Annotated in this window: 18 protein-coding genes; 9 read left to right on the forward strand and 9 right to left on the reverse strand. The window is 47.9% G+C overall.

All coding sequences use genetic code 11. The annotated features are described in order from the left end of the window. Nucleotides 1–197: 197 nt before the first annotated feature. Nucleotides 198–683, reverse strand: a complete 486-nt coding sequence (locus ACFW2W_RS21895; protein WP_378183228.1) for a GNAT family N-acetyltransferase — start codon at nt 681–683, stop codon at nt 198–200. Between the two features lie 13 nt (nt 684–696). After that, nucleotides 697–1,296, reverse strand: coding sequence for a tRNA-(ms[2]io[6]A)-hydroxylase (locus ACFW2W_RS21900; RefSeq protein WP_378183231.1), 600 nt, complete (start codon nt 1,294–1,296; stop codon nt 697–699). A 356-nt stretch (nt 1,297–1,652) separates the two neighbouring features. Here ACFW2W_RS21900 and ACFW2W_RS21905 point away from each other — a divergent pair, with 356 nt between their 5' ends. After that, complete coding sequence (locus ACFW2W_RS21905; RefSeq protein WP_378183234.1) at nt 1,653–1,850, forward strand: hypothetical protein; 198 nt, start codon at nt 1,653–1,655, stop codon at nt 1,848–1,850. A 108-nt stretch (nt 1,851–1,958) separates the two neighbouring features. Next, nucleotides 1,959–2,720 carry a metallophosphoesterase family protein gene (locus ACFW2W_RS21910; RefSeq protein WP_378183236.1) on the forward strand — a complete coding sequence of 254 codons (762 nt, stop codon included), beginning with the start codon at nt 1,959–1,961 and terminating at the stop codon, nt 2,718–2,720. On the opposite strand, the gene ACFW2W_RS21915 is transcribed toward ACFW2W_RS21910, so the two are convergent. Further along, on the reverse strand, nt 2,717–3,568 hold the full coding sequence (locus ACFW2W_RS21915) for a M48 family metallopeptidase (protein ID WP_378183239.1): 852 nt from the start codon (nt 3,566–3,568) through the stop codon (nt 2,717–2,719). The two genes, ACFW2W_RS21910 and ACFW2W_RS21915, sit on opposite strands and share 4 nt — an antisense overlap. 469 nt (nt 3,569–4,037) lie before the next feature. On the opposite strand from ACFW2W_RS21915, the gene ACFW2W_RS21920 reads away from it, so the two are divergent. Then, nucleotides 4,038–4,235: a hypothetical protein gene (locus tag ACFW2W_RS21920; RefSeq protein ID WP_378183242.1), complete on the forward strand. Its 198-nt coding sequence runs from the start codon at nt 4,038–4,040 to the stop codon at nt 4,233–4,235. Between the two features lie 176 nt (nt 4,236–4,411). Beyond that, a complete protein-coding gene (locus ACFW2W_RS21925) occupies nt 4,412–4,939 on the forward strand; it encodes a DUF4330 domain-containing protein (RefSeq protein ID WP_378183245.1) in 528 nt (175 codons plus the stop codon). 69 nt (nt 4,940–5,008) lie between these two features. On the opposite strand, the gene ACFW2W_RS21930 is transcribed toward ACFW2W_RS21925, so the two are convergent. Together ACFW2W_RS21930 and ACFW2W_RS21935 are read right to left on the reverse strand one after the other, a co-directional pair. Beyond that, a complete protein-coding gene (locus ACFW2W_RS21930) occupies nt 5,009–5,908 on the reverse strand; it encodes an alpha/beta fold hydrolase (RefSeq protein ID WP_378183248.1) in 900 nt (299 codons plus the stop codon). 489 nt (nt 5,909–6,397) lie between these two features. Continuing rightward, nucleotides 6,398–6,625, reverse strand: coding sequence for a hypothetical protein (locus tag ACFW2W_RS21935; RefSeq protein WP_378183251.1), 228 nt, complete (start codon nt 6,623–6,625; stop codon nt 6,398–6,400). 177 nt (nt 6,626–6,802) lie between these two features. On the opposite strand from ACFW2W_RS21935, the gene ACFW2W_RS21940 reads away from it, so the two are divergent. Further along, nucleotides 6,803–7,381, forward strand: coding sequence for a hypothetical protein (locus tag ACFW2W_RS21940; RefSeq protein ID WP_378183254.1), 579 nt, complete (start codon nt 6,803–6,805; stop codon nt 7,379–7,381). Nucleotides 7,382–7,520: 139 nt separating this feature from the next. Further along, nucleotides 7,521–8,324, forward strand: a complete 804-nt coding sequence (locus ACFW2W_RS21945; RefSeq protein WP_378183257.1) for a hypothetical protein — start codon at nt 7,521–7,523, stop codon at nt 8,322–8,324. A gap of 52 nt (nt 8,325–8,376) precedes the next feature. On the opposite strand, the gene ACFW2W_RS21950 is transcribed toward ACFW2W_RS21945, so the two are convergent. Next, nucleotides 8,377–8,913, reverse strand: coding sequence for a hypothetical protein (locus ACFW2W_RS21950; protein ID WP_378183260.1), 537 nt, complete (start codon nt 8,911–8,913; stop codon nt 8,377–8,379). 41 nt (nt 8,914–8,954) lie between these two features. Between ACFW2W_RS21950 and ACFW2W_RS21955 the strand changes: the two genes are divergently transcribed. After that, entirely contained in the window at nt 8,955–9,641 is a 687-nt protein-coding gene (locus ACFW2W_RS21955) for a polysaccharide deacetylase family protein (RefSeq protein ID WP_378183263.1), read from the forward strand. Between the two features lie 657 nt (nt 9,642–10,298). After that, the gene (rpoD, locus tag ACFW2W_RS21960) at nt 10,299–11,501 is read left to right on the forward strand and encodes an RNA polymerase sigma factor RpoD (RefSeq protein WP_378183266.1); all 1,203 of its coding nucleotides are present in this window, start codon (nt 10,299–10,301) and stop codon (nt 11,499–11,501) included. 52 nt (nt 11,502–11,553) lie between these two features. On the opposite strand, the gene ACFW2W_RS21965 is transcribed toward rpoD, so the two are convergent. The 3 genes from ACFW2W_RS21965 to ACFW2W_RS21975 all read right to left on the reverse strand — a co-directional run bounded on the left by ACFW2W_RS21965 (nt 11,554) and on the right by ACFW2W_RS21975 (nt 15,212). Further along, the gene (locus ACFW2W_RS21965; RefSeq protein ID WP_378183269.1) at nt 11,554–12,837 is read right to left on the reverse strand and encodes an O-antigen ligase family protein; all 1,284 of its coding nucleotides are present in this window, start codon (nt 12,835–12,837) and stop codon (nt 11,554–11,556) included. A gap of 12 nt (nt 12,838–12,849) precedes the next feature. Further along, the gene (locus ACFW2W_RS21970) at nt 12,850–14,508 is read right to left on the reverse strand and encodes a hypothetical protein (RefSeq protein WP_378183272.1); all 1,659 of its coding nucleotides are present in this window, start codon (nt 14,506–14,508) and stop codon (nt 12,850–12,852) included. Nucleotides 14,509–14,600: 92 nt separating this feature from the next. Beyond that, nucleotides 14,601–15,212, reverse strand: coding sequence for a hypothetical protein (locus tag ACFW2W_RS21975; RefSeq protein WP_378183274.1), 612 nt, complete (start codon nt 15,210–15,212; stop codon nt 14,601–14,603). A gap of 707 nt (nt 15,213–15,919) precedes the next feature. Between ACFW2W_RS21975 and ACFW2W_RS21980 the strand changes: the two genes are divergently transcribed. After that, entirely contained in the window at nt 15,920–19,144 is a 3,225-nt protein-coding gene (locus tag ACFW2W_RS21980; RefSeq protein ID WP_378183277.1) for a glycoside hydrolase family 15 protein, read from the forward strand. Nucleotides 19,145–19,148 lie beyond the last annotated feature (4 nt).

Raw genomic sequence — 19,148 nt, forward strand, 5'->3', positions numbered from 1 at the left:
GGTTTATAAAGAAAAAAAGGGCAGAGGAATACAATTTTAGATTTTGATTTCAGAGTTTGGATGACACAAATCTTGTCAGTAGCCACTTCCAACAATTTATTTGTGGCGAGATTAAGATGAAATGGTATAAGAAGAAAGCCCTTTCTACCAAGCCTTCTTACCTCTATCCTTACCCCATAGCTCTACCAGAAAAAGAATTAAAAGGGGAAGAATTTTACATATAGGCGATCGCATCTTGCCGTCTCTACACCCGTTGCTGGTTCATACCCACTACTTTCATAAAGTTTGACCGCTTCTTTAAGGACGCTAGCCGTTTCCAGCCAGATTGCCTGAAAACCACGAGAAGCGATCGCGTTTTCGAGTTGTTGTAACAAATACTTACCCAAACCTTGCCCTCTCACCGCTGGCAATAGATACATTTTGCGTAATTCTACCGATTTGTCCCCGCGCTTCACCGGATAATACGCGCCAGTCCCCACCAGTTGCCCCTGTCTTTCAATTACCCAAAACTCACCCCCAGCATCTTGATAAAATTTTTCTACCTCCAGAACATCCCGATCCGCGCCCTCTGGCTCCCAAGACAAGCCATACTCGGTTAACACTGAATAGATAACATGAGCGGCAAAAGTGCGATCGCGCTCCTCCCAGCCACGAATCACAAAATCCCGATATGGAGCTTTCATTCGCTTCTTGCCTTTAGCTGTGAATTCTCGGTTCTGGGTGCAGCGTTTCCAGCAACTGACTCTCAACAACGGCTAATTCCTCCAGCCTTTGGTTGACAACAGCACGCTCAAAATAAGTATCGGCAAGCAGCCAATAAACGCCATAGTGACGTGCCTCAGATGCCATCAAGCTGCCATAAAATTGGGCTAACTCTGGATTGGGCAAGTGGGTGGCAAGTAATCCCAGCCGTTCGTGACTTCGAGCCTCAATCAACCCAGAAACTAGCAAAGAATCCAATAACCGCTCCGGCTCCTTGGCGCGGATTTGCGCCTTCATCCCGGCACCGTAAGGAGGCGCAGAGAGGGCAGCTAGAGGGATGCCACGACGTTCCAACCACTGGTTAACCAGCTCAAAGTGTTCCAGTTCTTCGCGGGCGATCCTGGTGAGCTGCCGCACCAGCTGAGTATAAGAAGGGTAGCGAAACATCAAATTCAAAGCAACCCCTGCTGCTTTCCGTTCGCAGTGGGAATGATCGAGCAGAATGGTATCCGCGTTAGCGATCGCCTGATTTACCCAAGCGATACTGCTGGCTTGTTTCAGGGCAATAATGACTGGCAGCGTAGTAGAAGACACAGGAGGCAAGGAACTTTAGTTGAAAAAATTCTGACATTTAACTATAGCGAGAGGATTTTTCGCTTGATTGTCTCGCTCTGTTTCACCCAACACTCACCTGCCCTTAGGGATATTCCCGATCCCCGAATGTCCTACTCAGGCTTGGCGAGATATGATTAATACTGTAGTCTACCATACTTACAATTTGCCACGTCCCGCCACTTAGAAGAGAATTTAGAACTTAAAAGTCAGCTTTGAAAATGCACTCTTGACTTCTAATTTATAGCTGATTTTTCCCAGTGCTTTTTTGGTGTTCCCTATTCAGGCTGTGCATCCGTTCCGTGAAACTCTTAATACACAGAAAGGACATTGCTTTTTTGACATCCATTTCCTACTTGATTGACTTACTAATCAACCCAGTTTTAGCGTGGTTATCAGTTTTAACAGGCTGTGAGTTTCATCTGGCTGTAACGGAGCAGACGCGACAAACATCTCACCGATGGTTTATCGGTGAGACATTGGAATTTTACCATATTGTGCCGCGTTTGAAAGTCACTTTCCCACCAGCGCGATAACCTGGGCAACATGACTAGGGATGTCCATGAGTGTATAAGTTTTGATCGACAGTTATTCGGTGCCTCACTCTGAGGCGCTATCTAAGGTTGTGAGTAATCGGATTGAGGATGAGCAAAATGACCCCCCGTCGCATTGTGATTGGTGATGTACATGGCCACTACGACGGCCTGATGACCTTGTTGGAAGCGATCGCTCCTTCCTCAAACGACTCGGTTTATTTTTTGGGGGATTTAATCGATCGAGGGCCTCAGAGCGCTCAGGTTGTTAAATTTGTCAAGCAAAATTCCTATCATTGTTTGTTGGGCAACCACGAGCAAATGTTATTAGACGTGTTGGGCGATGGACAAATTTACGGTCCAGCGCTGCAAGGATGGCTCTACAGTGGCGGTCATGCAACCGTGAACAGTTATGGGGAAGCGGGCATTCCGACAGAGGATATAGAATGGATGCGATCGCTACCCACGTATTTAGACTTAGGCGATATCTGGTTAGTTCATGCAGGCGTCCATCCGCAAATTCCCTTCGAGAAGCAAACCGCTGAGGAATTTTGCTGGATTCGCGAAGAATTTCACAGCATTCCCCAGCCGTACTTCCCCGATAAACTGATCGTTACGGGTCACACCATCACCTTTACCCTGCCTGGAGTAGCACCAGGGAAACTCGCCCAAGGCAACGGCTGGCTTGACATCGATACGGGTGCCTATCACCAAAAAAGTGGTTGGTTGACTGGCTTGGACATCACCAACAATTTGGTTTATCAAGTCAATGTGGCGCGGCGTCGCGTTCGCAAACTGCCCCTCAAAGAAGCAGTGACGCAAGTCGATCCATCCCAGGTGAGTCGGATGCGCCGCCAGATGCTCAGACCTTAAGTCAGGGGGCGAATTTTCGCTTTATAAGCCTGCTCATCCAACCCATCGCCGACATTGGCATCTTCCGGGTCAATAGCACGTTTCAAAGCCTTAATCCTATCCGAGGTTGCCGGATGGGTACTTAAGAAAGTAGGCACAGAATTGGCCCTGAGCAGCTTTTCCATGAAAGCCACCATTCCAGAGGGAGCATAGCCTGCTCTCGTCATGGTTTGCAGCCCCTTTTGATCCGCCTCGAATTCATCTTGGCGACTGTTCGGACGCCGCAGAGCCAAATCCACGCCAATTTGAACGGCTAGGTTGCGATCCAACCCCGCTGCTGCCGCCACGCCGCGAGCTAGCGCATTTTTCCGCAGCTGCTCAATCGCATGACGACCGGCAATATGACCGATTTCGTGGCTCATAACACTCGCCAGCTGAGCTTCATTATCTGCTGCTGTGAGCAAGCCAGTGTTGACGTAGACAAAGCCTCCCATTGTCGCAAAGGCATTGAGACCCTTATCGTTAACCACTTGAAACGTATAGGGAATATCAGGGCGATCGCTCTTCGCCACCAACCGCTGACCAATCTCTTCAACGTAGCGAACGATTTGCGGATTGCGATACAGCCGAATCTCCTGAGTGACCAGCTGGTTATTAATCGACCGACCAATCTGAATTTCCTGTTTATCAGAAATATTCGATAGCTGAATCACCTGAACGCCGCGCAAAATCAAGTCAAACAACGAGATTGCTTGCCCAGACTGAGGCAAACCTACACAAATAAACAGCGCCACCACAGATGAGAGGAACGGATAGAACCAGCGGCGAGAGGAACGACGAGAAAAAAATGACAAGGGGTTCAACTTCATAGCGAAAACGAGTGATAATCAAACCGACAGTTGTGATAAGCGACCAGTCTTTGCAACTTCAACACTCCCTACCATCTCGGAGGCGAGATGCCTGCTCCACACGAGGCAACACCACATTTTATAACTCACAATTTCTGGTTCTGGTTCTTCTTCCCAGGCATCAGCCCAGAGAAAGAGAATCTATAGAATGCGATCGCATCTCCACGTAAATGTGACAACAACTTTCATCAGCCTGAATTAGCAGACGTTATTTGAGAATTCTAAGTTGCAGCTTCAACCGCAATCGAGATATTTAGCGATCGCTCAAGCCTCGGCAGATCATCGAACTGAGATCGATCCCCCGTACAATACTGATTCGGTACTGCTGAAAATTTAGCCATTCTTCATCACCAGATTCGGTGGTTGTCCTGATGAACTGGAGAGCAAGTTCACAGAAAATTTAAATAGAATCCTGTGCCCCGATAAGAAGATGCAAGCTCAAAGCCTCTCCCTAACGATCGCTCAATTAGTCGAGCAATTATTCACCACGCGCAGAATCACTCGCAATGACCAACAACGGCTGATGACAGCGCTGTTATCGAAGACGGCTCTCAGCTCCGAAGAGCAGATCCAAGTCAACCGAGTATTTGACAGCCTAAAGCAAGGCTATATCCGTGTCGTAGACTAAGTTAGGCAGTCTTTTCAGGAAGGCTTTACAACCAGCCATCTGCCAGCACTCTGTAGGCGACACTCGTGGTACTCTGACAAAAGACTGCCGGATTAAGTATCATCTACCTTGTGATTTGTAGAGTTAGAGGTTACTGAATTTCCCCAGTTTTTTAGCTAGAGCCAGGACAATTCTGCATGAAGATTTTGGATTCTCAAGGTCGCTTATTCGGCAAGGTGAGCATCTTAGATGTGGGTGCTGCCTTAGTGATTCTCTCAGTTATTGTGGGAATCTTCTTTTTTCCCGGCACCTCCGGTTCGGTTGCCCAAGTCGGCGTTACCACAAAACCCGTAGAAATGGATTTGATTGTCCGGGGTCTAAATGTGCGAGATCCCCAGGCTTTAATTGACCAGTTCCAGAAGGACAAAAAAACGAATATTATCATCCGCAATCAACCCGCCGGACAGATGGAGATTAAATCCATAAAAATCCTGCCGCGAAGCGTGACCGTCCCGCAACCGGATGGTTCTGTTAAAGCGCTCCCCGATCCTAGACCTGATTCTTTTAGCACCGATATGCTGATGACTTTCGGTACTAAAGCCCAAATCACCAAGGATGGCCCGGTTGTGGGCGGTACCAAACTCAAAATTGGCATCCCAGTAGAACTGGACGGCTCAGGTTATAACTTCAATTCCACGGTCATTGATATCCGGTTCCAAGACTAATCTGGCGGTAGAGAAACCCACTATTTTTTAAAATAATGGGTTTCTCTGGCATTTCTAGACAAGTAAGTTCTACGCAAGTAAGTCTAAAAATCGCCGGATCAAGCCGATTGTCACCGCAGGCAGTTCCAGTTGGGGCGTCAAGCCCACATCATCGAGGGGCTGAAAAACTCGGACAGCTTGCGGATTTAAAGCTGCCAGCCGCCTGCCAATTTCCGGGCCAGTAAACTCGGATTTTTCCCCCCACATTATGGCAGTAGGCACGTTTAGCTGAGTCATGTACAGGGATAGATCGAAGCATAAATCTCCCCGAACAAAAGAAAGCGCTGCATATTCTGCATTTGGTTGCTGGGCAGATTGCAGATAAGCGTCTACGATTTCCTGGTAGACGCGGCGTTGCCTTGCAAATTGACGCTGTTCTAGGAAACTACGGATGCCACCCTCAGTAGCAACGCCAGTACTATAGATCAAGCGATCTAGAATTGGCGTGCTAACCAGTTGGGCAAAGAAGCTACTGCTGTAATTTTCCCCAAAGTCAGACAAACCCGCCGGTGTGGTGAGAATCAGGGACTTAAAGAGATCGGGGCGAGCGATCGCGGCTCTAATTGTAAAAGCAGCCGTGAGAGAAGATGCCACGACTGGCACCGGCTCGTTACAAGTCTGCTCGATGAACTCAATAATTGTGTTGATGTAGTCATCTATCTGGTAATTGCGTGCGGGATGGTCAGACCTACCCCAACCAATTAGGTCGGGTGCAATAACTCGATACTCGGTTGCAAAAGCTGGATAGACTTTCGACCATTCATAGGCGGACGACCCACCACCAAAGCCATGCAGGAAAACCAACGTGGGCAGCTCCTCTGACATGGCTGCATCCGTCGAGCGCCAAGGTGCCCCCTTGGGGGTGTAGTACACCATTCTTCCCAAGGAAGTGACAATCGATTGCATCTCAAAGCCGGGTGGCTGAATCATGAATAAACCTCATTGTTATCGCCACAAGCGCTCATTGTCGCCAATTGTTGAGTGTGAGAACGTCTGACTAGTGGTTGATTCCTAGCACCTAGTTTCAATCGCCGATGCCCAGTTGAGCTGGTGACTGATACTATTTTAGATTTTTGCTTGAGATTTTGGATGATGAAACGCTTACATATACAGGACTCGCCGCACATCACCACATCTACCACCGCAATCCCCCTGGGGGATTGAACCCGAAAAAACTCTATATGTATAAGCTTTGCGTAAGTCCTGATATAGCTAGTTTCAGAAATTTTCACCGGGCAATGTCAAACCAAATGATATGGCACCGAATGCGCCCAGCCTCACTGGAGCAACGATTCCGCAATTTAAAGGAACGATAAAACAACCGTCTTGAAATTAAAGATTTTGTAAATAGTTATCCCTAAAGGCAGATGTAAATTAATGTAAAAGTATATCAGCCGGTTGATTTTATTTCCCGCTATGCTAATCCAGCCGCTGGTTTTTTTCCGCCAAATTAGAAAAAATCAGGGATAATCCAAACGGTAGGGGGTGAAACCCCTCACCGGCTTTTTGCGTACTTAAGTAAGAGGGTGTGTGCGATCGCGCTGGCAATCGGTCATCAGCCAATGTTGATGGCTGGAACATTTCTTCCAAAACTTCCCGCTCAAAAAATTTAAAAATGCGGAATTTTTTGCCTGAGGGAAGAAGCATTACTCGGAATCAGATCGTAAAAGACGCCCCATAAGTCAAGGAGGCTGAATGAACAGAGGGGGGGTTAGTAGCTTCAGATCGTCGCTCCCAAGTGATAGCTCCGTCAAGTCTGGAGATGTCCGTGTCGGAGCAATAAACGGCGATCCAGTTCTTGAAAAAGTACGTCAAGAGAATGTTATGGCAATGCAATGCAGTCTTCCGTGGGATGAAATCAGCGACTTTGACGCATCCGCAACAACAATTGAGTTCAGCGATGCGTCCACCGTTGTCGCTTCTCCTAGCATAGAGCCGCCTAGCGCTGACTCCGGCTTACCCGTAAATAAGCCAACCTGCGTTCGCCTCAACATGGAAGACTTGAAATGCTTTGACGTGGTGGAGCGTCAGTTTCAGCAATGGGGTCTCACTTTTAGAAACGCGATCGCCCTGCATCCTTCCAACCCCGCTTTCCCCCCGCGATCTGGCACCACCGTCCTCATGGGTGCCCCTAAAAACGGCTTGATAGAAATTTCGTTTCAGTATCCGGTTCGCTTTGTCAGTGGCTTTGTCACCAGTTCCCAGCGAACAATTTTATCTGCCTACGACCAGCAAAACCAGCTCCTCGCTCGCGCTGAGCTGACAGAGCCGAATCTAGCCGGGACGGATTCCAAAATTCCTCCTAACACTCAGCTGAGCGTCGCAGTACCAAATATCTATCGGATCACCTTCTACGCCTTTGATGGCTGTCTGACCATTGATGACTTGAGCTTTGGTTTATGAACGGTCATTGGTCATTGGTTCAGTAGTCATTGGTCAACTAGCTAAAACTAAGGACTAATGACTACGGACTAATGACTAAAAGTTATTAAGATAGTTAACTCGTTAGGTATAATCTATCTGACTTAAGCAGGAAACTTTCGTGGCACAGGCGTCGTCTTGGCGACAGCAACTCGTTAACCAGATCCAATTAGCTCTGTCGCAGAAACAATTAAAAATGGCAGCCCTCAAGCTGTTTCCCCGGCACCCGGTTCAGGGATCGGGCAGGTGGCTGGTAGCGGTAGCGAAGCGGTGGGCGCTAGCCATCGCCGTTGTGGTGGTGATGCTGTTCTGGAACTGGAAGCTTCTACTCGCTACCGGCACTGGTGTGTTGGTAATGTTGCTGGTTTACCTGATGCAGGAGTGGGACTGGCAAGTACACTGGTCGAGTCTGCAACGGTTTTTTAGTGGATCCAACCGGCAATTAACTCTTGCCGTTGGCAGTGGCGGCATTGCCAGCTTCAGCACTTATATGGCGGTTTCTATCTGGGTAGACTCCGACAGTCCTTGGATTGCCGCTGGTGCAATTCTTCAAGGTCTGGGCACTCTGGCAACCCTGATTCTCTTGGTCTGGCAAATTATTAGCCGTCAACTGAATCGAGATGAAGCCAACCTGAACCATTGGTTAACGGAACTAACGCAGGTAGACCCCCTGAAGCGTCTGATTGCGGTTCGGCAACTTTGTGCCTTAGTCACAGACGCTAGGTTAGAGCGGGAGCATCGGCGTAGCGTTGCTGAATACTTTCGGCTGATGCTGAATCAAGAACCGGAAGCGGCAATCCGAGATGCGGTTCTTGATGGTCTGCAAGCATTGGAGAGTAACCAGCAGTTAATTAAGGGCAGCCAACCGTTAAAGACGCCAGTTGTTTTGAAACGGTCTGCGGCTAAAGTCCGCAGGAAGAATTAAGCAGAGGGGTAGAGGAGCAGAGGAGCGATCGCCCAATCTTAATTTTTGCTTTTTAATTCTTAAACTGGGGTTCCGCTTTCTCCACAGAGGCATCGTTGACTCCCAGCGTTAGCTCTAAAGGCGTTTGGGAAGGATATGCCTTGACAACCTCTCGATAGACATCGTAATTCGTCGGCAAGGTAACACTCTGCCCGTTGTTGCGATAAGTAATCTGGTAATTCACATCTCGCAAAATCTCTGGCTGGCTTGCCTTTTCGGCAGGTTGCAGCCGCTGTTCAATTTCATCAAGCGTGGGGCGCGGCGGCAGTGCAGACCACCAGAGTTCCCGTTCGTCTGGGCCAATTACCGCGCCTTCTGGCTTCTCCCCATTGCGGTTGAGTAAGGAAGTAGAGGCAAAAGTTTCGATTCGCTCTTGATTGCGGCTGGGATTGGTCGAGTAGCCGACCTTCCAAGTTAAAGTTGTCCGGGCGGTTGCTTCATACTGGTTAGTGGTTACGGTGCTGCACCCAGAGAGAGCAAATAAGAGAGAAGCTCCCGCCAGTATGGCAAAAAATGGGCTTTGTTGTTTAAATTGACCTTTGAGACTCACCGTCTGCTGACACCAATTAGAAAAACGACATCAAAGAGCAAATGCATCTGGCTCCGCTATTTCCTATTGTGTACCGAATTCTTCAGCCTGCCTTTCCCCGTTGTCTGTGGTCGGGTACTGGAAATTCACGAGCGATCGCTCTCACGTTTGATGATGGCCCCCATCCCCACTACACTCCCGAACTATTGAAAGTGCTAGACCAATACGGCATAACCGCCAGTTTTTTTTGGCTGGGTGTTTGCGTTAACCGCTCACCAGCAACTGCCAAAGAAGTCTACCAGCGGGGTCACTGGATTGGACTGCATGGGTACGATCATCGCGCTTTTCCCAAGCTGAGTCCATCTGACCTCAAGCAAAGTATAAAACAGACGCAGCAGGCGATCCAACAAGCCTGTCAACTCGATCCACAATACATTCGTGACGTTCGACCCCCCAATGGTTTGTTTACACCCCAGACCTTAGATTTATTGCAGCAGTGGAACTATCGACCTGTCATGTGGAGCGTGGTGCCGGAAGACTGGGTGCAGCCTGGGGTTAGCGTCGTCGTACAGCGAGTTTTGCGGCAAGTCCAAAATGGTTCGGTCATTGTTTTGCATGATGGCTATTATGGAGGTCAAGATGTGGCTGAAACGACCGCCCAGCTAGTGCCTCAACTATTGCAACAAGGATATCAATTTGTTACCATCGATGCGCTGTGGCAGCAAACTCAGTTGACCTCCTTAACCTAAATGCGAAATATATTGATGTTTTCTCTGTCACATTTTGGCTCTTGTTGATTAGAATGACGGAATAGAATTCAGCCATTTGTCGCAACCCATCGCCCATAAAGCGTCAGTAGGATAGAGTTGCATTTAAGCAAAATGCGAGACAAAGCAACATTTTCTCTAGTTTTGCCTAAACGTTCATTACTGCTTAGTGCTACTCTCCCGAAACCTTTGACGCTTAACTATAGGCTATTTATAGAAAGATAGCGATCAACTGGCTGGAGGCATCACCAAATCAACCAGGGAATGTTGCTGGTAAATCCTGTACAAGCTAGTTGAAGGAGATGGGATCGGAATGGGTGTATCAATTCCACTCGGATTATCCATTTGGAAAAGCCGCCTTGACATTAACTTCATATTTGAAGGTTTAAATAAACCAAAAGCGTGCAAGTTTTGTGAGAAAGGCTACAATCGGAAAGGTTTTGAACACTACCAGCATTAACACCTATTTCAACGCGGTTATCGAACGCTGGCCTGCAAGGCGAGCGCCTTCTCCCTTTCTCTCATTTAGCCAGTCAGCAAGCGTTGAAAGCTGGTAAGGTAAACGACTGGCTAACTTGTTTTGTAGATTAACTAACACCATCTTCTGGTCTTTAACTGAAGGAGCATGAGGAATTCGGCATGACCCAGGCCAACGACGTACTCGAAATCATCACTCCGCCTGAGAGCGAGTTGGATCTCTTAATTGATGAAGACGCGGATCAAGACGACTTTGTAGACGTAACACCCGAAGAAGACGACAGTAAGCCTGGTAAGGTCAGTAGATCCCGTCGTCGGGTGCAAACGAAAAAGAAACACTACACTGAGGATTCGATTCGTCTCTATTTACAAGAAATTGGTAGGATTCGTCTCTTACGAGCCGACGAAGAAATTGAACTCGCACGCAAAATAGCGGACTTACTAGAATTAGAGCGTTTGCGCGAGCAACTGATCGAAAATCTGGAGCGGGAACCGCAGGATATAGAGTGGGCTGAGGGAGTGCTAAAATCTGAGCGAGTTTGGGAACAACTCGCTACTCAGCTGGGGCGAGAACCGCAACAAGAAGAGTGGTCTAAAGAGGTGAACAAGCGCCTGCCAGCGTTCCGACATCGCCTCTATGTAGGTCGTCGCGCTAAGGACAAAATGGTGCAGTCAAACCTGCGTTTGGTGGTTTCGATTGCCAAAAAATATATGAACCGTGGCTTATCCTTCCAAGACTTGATTCAGGAAGGCAGTCTAGGCTTGATTCGAGCCGCTGAAAAATTTGACCACGAAAAAGGTTACAAGTTCTCCACCTATGCGACGTGGTGGATTCGGCAGGCAATAACGAGAGCGATCGCGGATCAATCTCGCACCATTCGACTGCCCGTTCACCTCTACGAAACCATCTCTCGGATCAAGAAAACTACCAAGCTTCTCTCCCAAGAAATGGGTCGCAAACCCACTGAAGAAGAAATCGCTACTCGCATGGAAATGACCATCGAGAAACTGCGATTCATCGCCAAATCAGCTCAGTTACCCATTTCTCTAGAAACTCCCATCGGTAAAGAAGAAGACTCCCGCCTGGGAGACTTCATCGAAGCTGACGGTGAAACCCCCGAAGACCAAGTTTCCAAAAATCTCCTCCGCGAAGACCTAGAAAGCGTCCTCGACACCCTCAGCCCCCGCGAACGCGACGTACTGCGTCTGCGCTACGGCTTAGATGATGGACGCATGAAAACTCTTGAAGAAATCGGTCAAATCTTCAACGTCACCCGCGAACGGATTCGTCAAATTGAAGCAAAAGCTCTCCGCAAGTTGCGCCATCCCAATCGCAACAGCATCCTCAAAGAGTACATTCGCTAACGCGATCGCTTTCATCTCTATAGGGGCAGGGTTTCCCCGCCCCTACTTGCTATTAAAGCGAGATCGGGCTTCTTTTTTGACTGGTGATATCGGTAAGACTAAGTGCCCACCAAGGTAAATGTGTGAACTGGGCGCACTCGAACCAGGTGAGGGTAAATATCAGATAGGCTAATGCTACTGCCTCAATACCACGGTAAGGCGACTGGATGACACGACATAGACAAAATCCCAACAGCGTCAAGTAAGACAGCATCCCCAGAAAGCCTACGGATAAAGTTGTGTCCAGAATCAGATTGTGCGCCTTACTGGTGGATAGCGATCGCGTTTGCAACTGCCCGTCCCTGCTAAAGTAGTCGAAACTGAAGTTTCCCAAGCGCACAACTTTCGGTGTCCAATTCGGGTTCATGACATAAGGGTAGGCTGTCCCGAAACCATGCATACCCCATCCTAGTAGAGGACGTTCCCTGATTCCACGGCTTGCTAACTCCCACAGCCAAACTCGGTCTGAAGTAATTTGTTTGATTAGAGGTAAATTATTGAGTCGTCGAGTGCTAGTGGCGATACCAACCACAAGCAGACACACCAGCGCCGCAACGACTAACAGCTTGTAGTATTTTCGTCCTAACAGGTAAGCAGTTCCTACAAGCATCGCCACAATTCCCATTCTGGTTTGAGTCAGCAGCAGCGCCGCCACAATTGGAATCACAACAGCTTGCATCACTTGAAGAGATAGCCAATTCCACCGCCAACCCACAAGCGAAAGAACTCCCGTAGCTGCTAACACAAAAGCCGCATGACCGCGATGGGAGTACAAGCCAATCGGCTGTTGCTGAACGAAAATGGTACTAACCAAGACATTTTCTTGGAGCAGTTGACCCATTGTAGCGGTGTAGTCAATGCGCCAGTCAATGGCTTGAGGGAAGATACTTATAGCGACAATTACACCACCAATCAGCAAACCATTAAGTTGCGATCGCAGTAGTTCTGGGTACAGTCTTAAAAGCAGAGTATTACTCAGGGTGAAGACTGCAATTATCAGCCAATACAGCCAACCATCGCCTATCTGCTCTTGACCGAATAAAGACCGAAGCGGGAACGGACTTTGTATAGTTGAAAGTAGCCCAATTCCGAGAAACAGTTCCCACAGCAATCTGCTAATAAACCAGCTACGCGGTATTGTCACAAACCGATCTTTCCACAAGAAAAAGAGGTTTAATAGAGTGATTAGCAGGACAACGAAAACTTTTGGCTGCGTCCAGATTTCGCCTCGGCTTAATCCCCAAGGATTAATCAGAATGATGCTGAGGGAAAACAGCAGGGTATAAAGGTACTTCACAGGACGTGTCCCCTACTTGCGCTTGTTTAGTGAACTTACACTCCAAGCACTCCAAGCACCAAGAGCTAGAAAACCAATAAAAGAACTGGATTCAGGAACCGACTGAGGATTGGGGGTTTCAGACAACGGGCGCATTTTGAAACTTCCGACTCGGTTGTTGAATGCTAGTTGAATCGGAAAAGCCGTTTCCTCTGTGTCGCCAAATAATGAATCGATACCAGTAATTTTAAAGTTTGACACTCCTGAACCAAATAAAGAAACAAAGTCTACGCTTTGTCCGGGACCAAACTCACCCAGAATGGTGTCTCCTATTAAGACGGTAAAGAGATTATCGTCACCAACGGGAAAATCAAGAATCTCAGTGAATAGCGTGTCTTCCAGTGACTGGAACTCAAAACCATAACTCGTTGGCGGATCGTACCAGCGGCAGCTTGGAACATTCCGGAAGACTTGCCAGCCTTGTTCAACTGCCTTGGGAAGTATTGGATTTTGCTGTGTCCGACCCTCGTTACCAAAACCACCTCCACCGCTACCTCCAACGCTAACTGGCGGTTGGGGAGGAGAAGGATTGTCGGACACATCGACATAAAGCTCATAGTTGCCCCTGTCTTCCCCACGACCTCCTACAGCACCGACACTCAGGTTGAGGGTGCCATCACTGGCTATTATAGTACCCGTCAGTGCCGAAGCGAAGCCATCTCCTAAGAAACTACTGTCGTTGTCAGATGAGTAGAAAGAACCATCATCGCTATAGGCGCTTAAGTAGGTGTTTGGGTTGCAGCTATTTGAGGGAAGGTCGTTATTAATCCAGGCAAGAAAGTTTGCCCCTGGAGTCAGTTTATCCAGGTGGAAATTGTCTTGTTCACCAGCACCTAGGCTGTCAGAAAAACTTTTATAGAATTTTTTACTACAAGTTACGTTTCTCCAACCCCATTTGATCCCGTTGTAAATCTTGACTGTCCTTTTCTGGCTTCCCGGAACTGTGGTTTCTTCAACCAGGTAGAGGAAAGCATTCCAGGTATGATTGTTCTTGGGATCATTTCTGTACGATCTGTCTACGAAAAATCTGTATGGGATGGGTGGTATGCCGATGGATAATCTGTTTCCCGCTGTAGTATAGTATGGGGTGCTTTGCCTAGAATCAATGTCGAGGACATCTTCAATGCGACCATGTTCGTCGGGGTCGAGGCTATGGTTACTCTTCACGCGCTGAATCCATTGGACTTTATCGGTTAGGCGTGTGGGGTCGGGTATGGGGTCGGCGGTACCTAGAACTGGATAGTACCGTAAGTCAAGAAAAGCTCCAACTCCATCTATATAGGGGTCGTTTATCTCCTTCCCACACTCAATTCCAGGACCGCAGGCGTAATAAGATTGGAGATCAAAACGACCCTTTAAGTCATCCTCCGCACGCTCAAATTCCCAGCGACCCCCCCTTCTCCTAGAAAAATCATCTAGCAATCGCATAAGCTCATCCGTCCCACCTCTTTCGATACTTTCTGGACCCACCAGATACGCATCGCCCTCATAACCTTCTTCGTCGTAGTGAACAAAGGGATTGTATGAATCTGGGGGAGGGAAATTAATAGTAAACGCGACGCTAGACTGACTTGTGAGCGCTACTAGCAAGGTTGTCGCCCAGAAAGCTAAGGGATATTGTCGTGATGCCATTTTTCGTAGCTCCTTTACGCATTAGGTGACAAATAGATAACAGTCTTTGCGTGAAATCGGATATAAGTGGTAATCGTGATGACACCTCCAGTTCAGGGCTGAACCAAACGGAACTCCACAAAAGGCGTAGACACCACACCTATCCAGAGTCCTTCTATACTTCCTCCACCATAGATTTGTCTCACTGCGTCTTGGTTTCGATATGCGAACCGAACCCGATATATACCTGGATTAAGCGCGTCAAAATGCCAAACGCCACCATTTCTGGCATATCCTCCGAGTCGAAGCTTGTGATTCCACCAGGAAAGCTGGGCATCAAGAAAGAAGGTCAAATTCTCTCCAGGCATAGCTAACATAAAATCAGATTCTTGAGGTATTTTGATTCCATTTACGCCATAGCACCGATGTATTGCTTGCCCATCCGGCGCCAAGAGTTCTGGGAGCAAGTAAAAGAATATGAAGCGATAGGGATTTGGCGAAAAGTTGGTAACGCGAATCCCAAACTGTACGCGAGTTTTGACACCATTCCTATTCGGGATGGTCAACACCTGTTCCGATACCAGAGTTTTAAAGCGTATGCCATTCGCTTCAACGCCATCGTCCAAAGATTCTCCAGATGTCATGTTGTCTATCCTCTCAATTTTTATATCTTCCGTCGCAGTTAAGAAGCTCACCTCCATGAAAACATAAGGGCGCGATGTCACGAGCCAAATTTGCTATAAAACTTGCTTAAGAAATAGAACTTTATACCAGTCATTGACTTTGGTAAACCCTGGAATCTACTAAATTTATAAGCGGTAATTTGTGAACTAGGTGTAAACTTGAGGCGTATTTTTTCACAGTACAGAGTCACGAAATACTCAAGTTGTTTCACTCCCAGCATCTCATTTTATTACTGTTCTCATTCTATGTATATGCTTAGGTAGCCAGTTCCCAGAAGGAGTTGATTTACAGAGAAAATTTTTAGCTTTATGTTAGAGAATAAATGTGATTTAATGAATTGTTTTAATGAGCAAATGTCTATTTTATATATTTATGTTAAAAGCTTATGGCAAAGTTTTGAATCTGTTTGTTTTGAATTTGGTTAAGGCGCGATCGCCATTAATTTACGGTTTTATTACTAACAACAAATCTGCTAACATTAAAAAGCATAGTTTGCTATTAAAAAAGCTGAATTATGTTAAATAAACAACCAGCAATCTATCAAGATCAACTAATTTTTCAAAGCGTTGCTTCTGCGGCTTACATAGTCTTTACTGTGTCAAATAAATTTTAATTACTGTCAAATTAATAAATATTTCTAATATTTAACAACCTTGCAATCTTTTCTGCCTTTAAGCAGATTAAATTTGGCTTTGGTGCGACAATATAAGGCACCAAAGCTGGATTCCCCATACTGCCGGAGAATGATATGTTGCTAAACGCCTCACAACAGCTAAGCCGCCTAGACGATTACTACCACCAGATCAAGGCTGTCATTCTCAACCGTCAGAATCCGATTACGGGTCTGTTGCCCGCCAGTACCGCAATTAACGCCCACGGCGACTACACCGATGCCTGGGTACGCGACAACGTTTATAGCATTCTCGCCGTTTGGGGACTGGCACTGGCTTACCGCAAAGTCGATGAAGACAAGGGGCGCACCTACGAGCTAGAACAAAGCGTCGTCAAGCTAATGCGGGGGCTGTTGTTCTGTATGATGCGGCAAAGCCACAAAGTCGAGCGATTCAAGCAAAGCCAATCCCTCCTAGACTGCTTGCACGCCAAGTACAACACCAGCAGCGGTGATGTCGTAGTCGGCGATGACGCTTGGGGACACTTGCAATTAGATGCCACCTCGCTGTTTCTGCTGATGCTGGCTCAGATGACGGCATCGGGGTTGCACATCATCTACGCCATTGACGAAGTGAACTTTGTCCAAAATCTGGTGTATTACATTGGCAGAACTTACCGAACCCCCGATTATGGGATTTGGGAGCGGGGAAATAAGATAAATCGGGGGAATCCAGAGCTAAATGCCAGTTCGGTCGGGATGGCAAAAGCCGCTTTGGAAGCAATTAGCGGACTAGATTTATTCGGAGTGCGCGGTTCTCAGGCTTCTGTAATTCATGTGCTGCCGGATGAAATTGCTCGCGCCCGCATGACCCTGAAATCCCTGCTGCCAAGGGAATCCAGCTCCAAAGAAGTGGATGCGGCTAGCTTGAGCGTGATTAGTTTCCCAGCCTTTGCGGTGGAAAATATGGAGCTGATGGAACGCACCCGACAGAAAATCGTTGACAAGCTAGAGGGACGCTACGGCTGCAAACGCTTTTTGCGAGATGGACACCAAACTGTTTTGGAAGATACCAGCCGCTTGCACTACGAACCTTGGGAATTGCAACAATTTGAGCATATTGAGTGCGAATGGCCTTTATTTTTCACCTACCTGGTGCTGGATGGTTTGTTTCGGGGAGACACCGAACAAGTTAAGGACTACCAAGAGTGTCTGGAGTTTCTGCTGATTGAGCAGGACGGTTTGCGGCTGCTACCGGAGCTTTATTATGTCCCGGCGGAAACGATTGAGGCGGAGAGGCTGAACCCCCATACCCAGCAGCGCCTACCTAATGAAAACATCCCCCTGGTGTGGGCGCAAAGCTTGTACCTGCTAGGACAAATGCTGAGTGAAAAGTTAATCGCGGTGGGGGATATTGACCCCCTGGGACGGCACCTCAGTGTAGGTCGGGAAGGAAACCCGATGGTACAAATTGCGCTGCTGGCAGAAGATGAAAAGTTGCAAGCTGAATTAGCAGTCCACGGCATTGCAACGCAGACGCCGCAACAACTGGAGCCGATTCAGGTGCGTCAAGCAACAGAACTGTCAGCAATTTATACCCAAATTGGACGGAACGATAAGCTGGGACTCACTGGCAGACCCGTGCGCCGGTTGCGGACTTTAACGACATCAAGGATTTTTCGCATCCGGAGCGAGACGATTGTCTTCTTACCGTCATTTTTGGATCAACAGCAGTTTTACCTGACGCTTGACTACCATTTCTTAGTCGCTGAAATTCAGAGCGAACTTGCTTATATTCAGCGCAATTGGTTTGAGCTAGGGCGTCCTACCATGACGTTGTTGCTGACCCAGGCGATGCTGGAAACCGGCTCAGAGGCGCTTCTGGAACTGATGCAGGAGCTAAAAGATGGTTTATGCAATGGGGTCCGGGTGAAATTGGGGCGGCTAAATCAGCTGATGCTGACATCTGGGACCGAACGAATTGATTTTCTACACGACTTTGAGTTTACCCAGTCGCCGGTTCAAGATGCCGCGACACGACGGTACTATCTGACCAGCCATCCCGATAAAAATAGGCCGCTGGGTAATACTCAAGAATTTATGCTGGAGTGCGAAACCAACTTGGGATTATTACTCTCCAGTCTGCGGGAGTCGGAAAACATTTACGAGCAAATTGAGTTGTTGCATACCTTGGTGCGGTTGCAGGGATTGGATTTTGATACCGGCTTTGGAGGACCAGGTCAACGGGTGACGGTAGCCCAATTGCTGGATGAAGTTTACACCAAGGCAGGCACCAGCGGAGCTTCCCCCCATTGGACTGTAGTGCGTCATGCCGCTGGGTTACTGAATAAGGTTGATATTGGCTTATCGGATGCAGTGACGGATATCCTAGTGCGGGGCAAGCAGATTACGGTGGGCAAGGCGTATACTGAGGCGTCGCTGATGACGCGCCCGATGTCTTATACAGAAATTATGGACAAGATCCGCGAGTTCTGCGGGGAGGATATACGCGATCGCGTCTTAGCTCAAGAAATCCTAATTTATCTCGGTCTGCTGATCAAGGGGGAACCTCAGCTATTTGACGGTTTGCTGACGCTGCGGGTAGGATATTTGATCCTGCTGTTGACTAGCGAATTGGCGCACGAATTGCGACTGACTCAGGATGAAGCTTATGAACACTTGATGCAGTTAAGCCCGTTTGAAGTGAGAATGCGGCTGCGCCAAGTATTAGCTGGGTATGAGGGGATGAATCAAGTGTTGCGCCAGCAAGAATCCTTACACGTTAAACAGCAGGAACAGGAGATTGAGTGGGTGGTTCCGGTGGAACCAGATGAGACAGAGGCACCCACTGCTGGGGGTTGGTTGCGACAGCGACAACTGGATGGGGCACTCAATCGAGTACCGAAAGACTTTTATCCCAGCGTCTGGAGACTGCTGAAACACTGCAAAGGTTTGGTAATTGGGGATAAGCTAGAGCGGCGCAATCGTTTGGATAGCCATTTAATTTTGTCAGAAATGACGCCAGGGGAAAAGAATTTTGCCCTGCGAATCGAGCATTTGCTCAATAAGATCCAGGCACCGGAATACCGAAAGGTAAATATCGAGGCGTTGATGGAATTGGCAGCGATCGCTCAAGCGAATCCAGAGTTACAAGTAGAAGAATATATTGTCCTAGATGTGCTAATTGGTCATGCCGTGCGGTTGGCTTGGCTGGAAAAATTTCCAGAACGAGCAGACCGCTATGACGAGTATAAAGCCGCCGCATGGCGTGCCTTTTACGGCACTTCCCCCAGAGATTGTGCAAGTTCCATTATCAAGGCATTCCGCTTCTTGACTCAATTTGGGCAACCCAGTGCTGCTTAAAGAT

It is taken from the genome of Coleofasciculus sp. H7-2 (assembly GCF_042747725.1).
In the GTDB taxonomy this organism is placed as follows: domain Bacteria; phylum Cyanobacteriota; class Cyanobacteriia; order Cyanobacteriales; family FACHB-T130; genus FACHB-T130.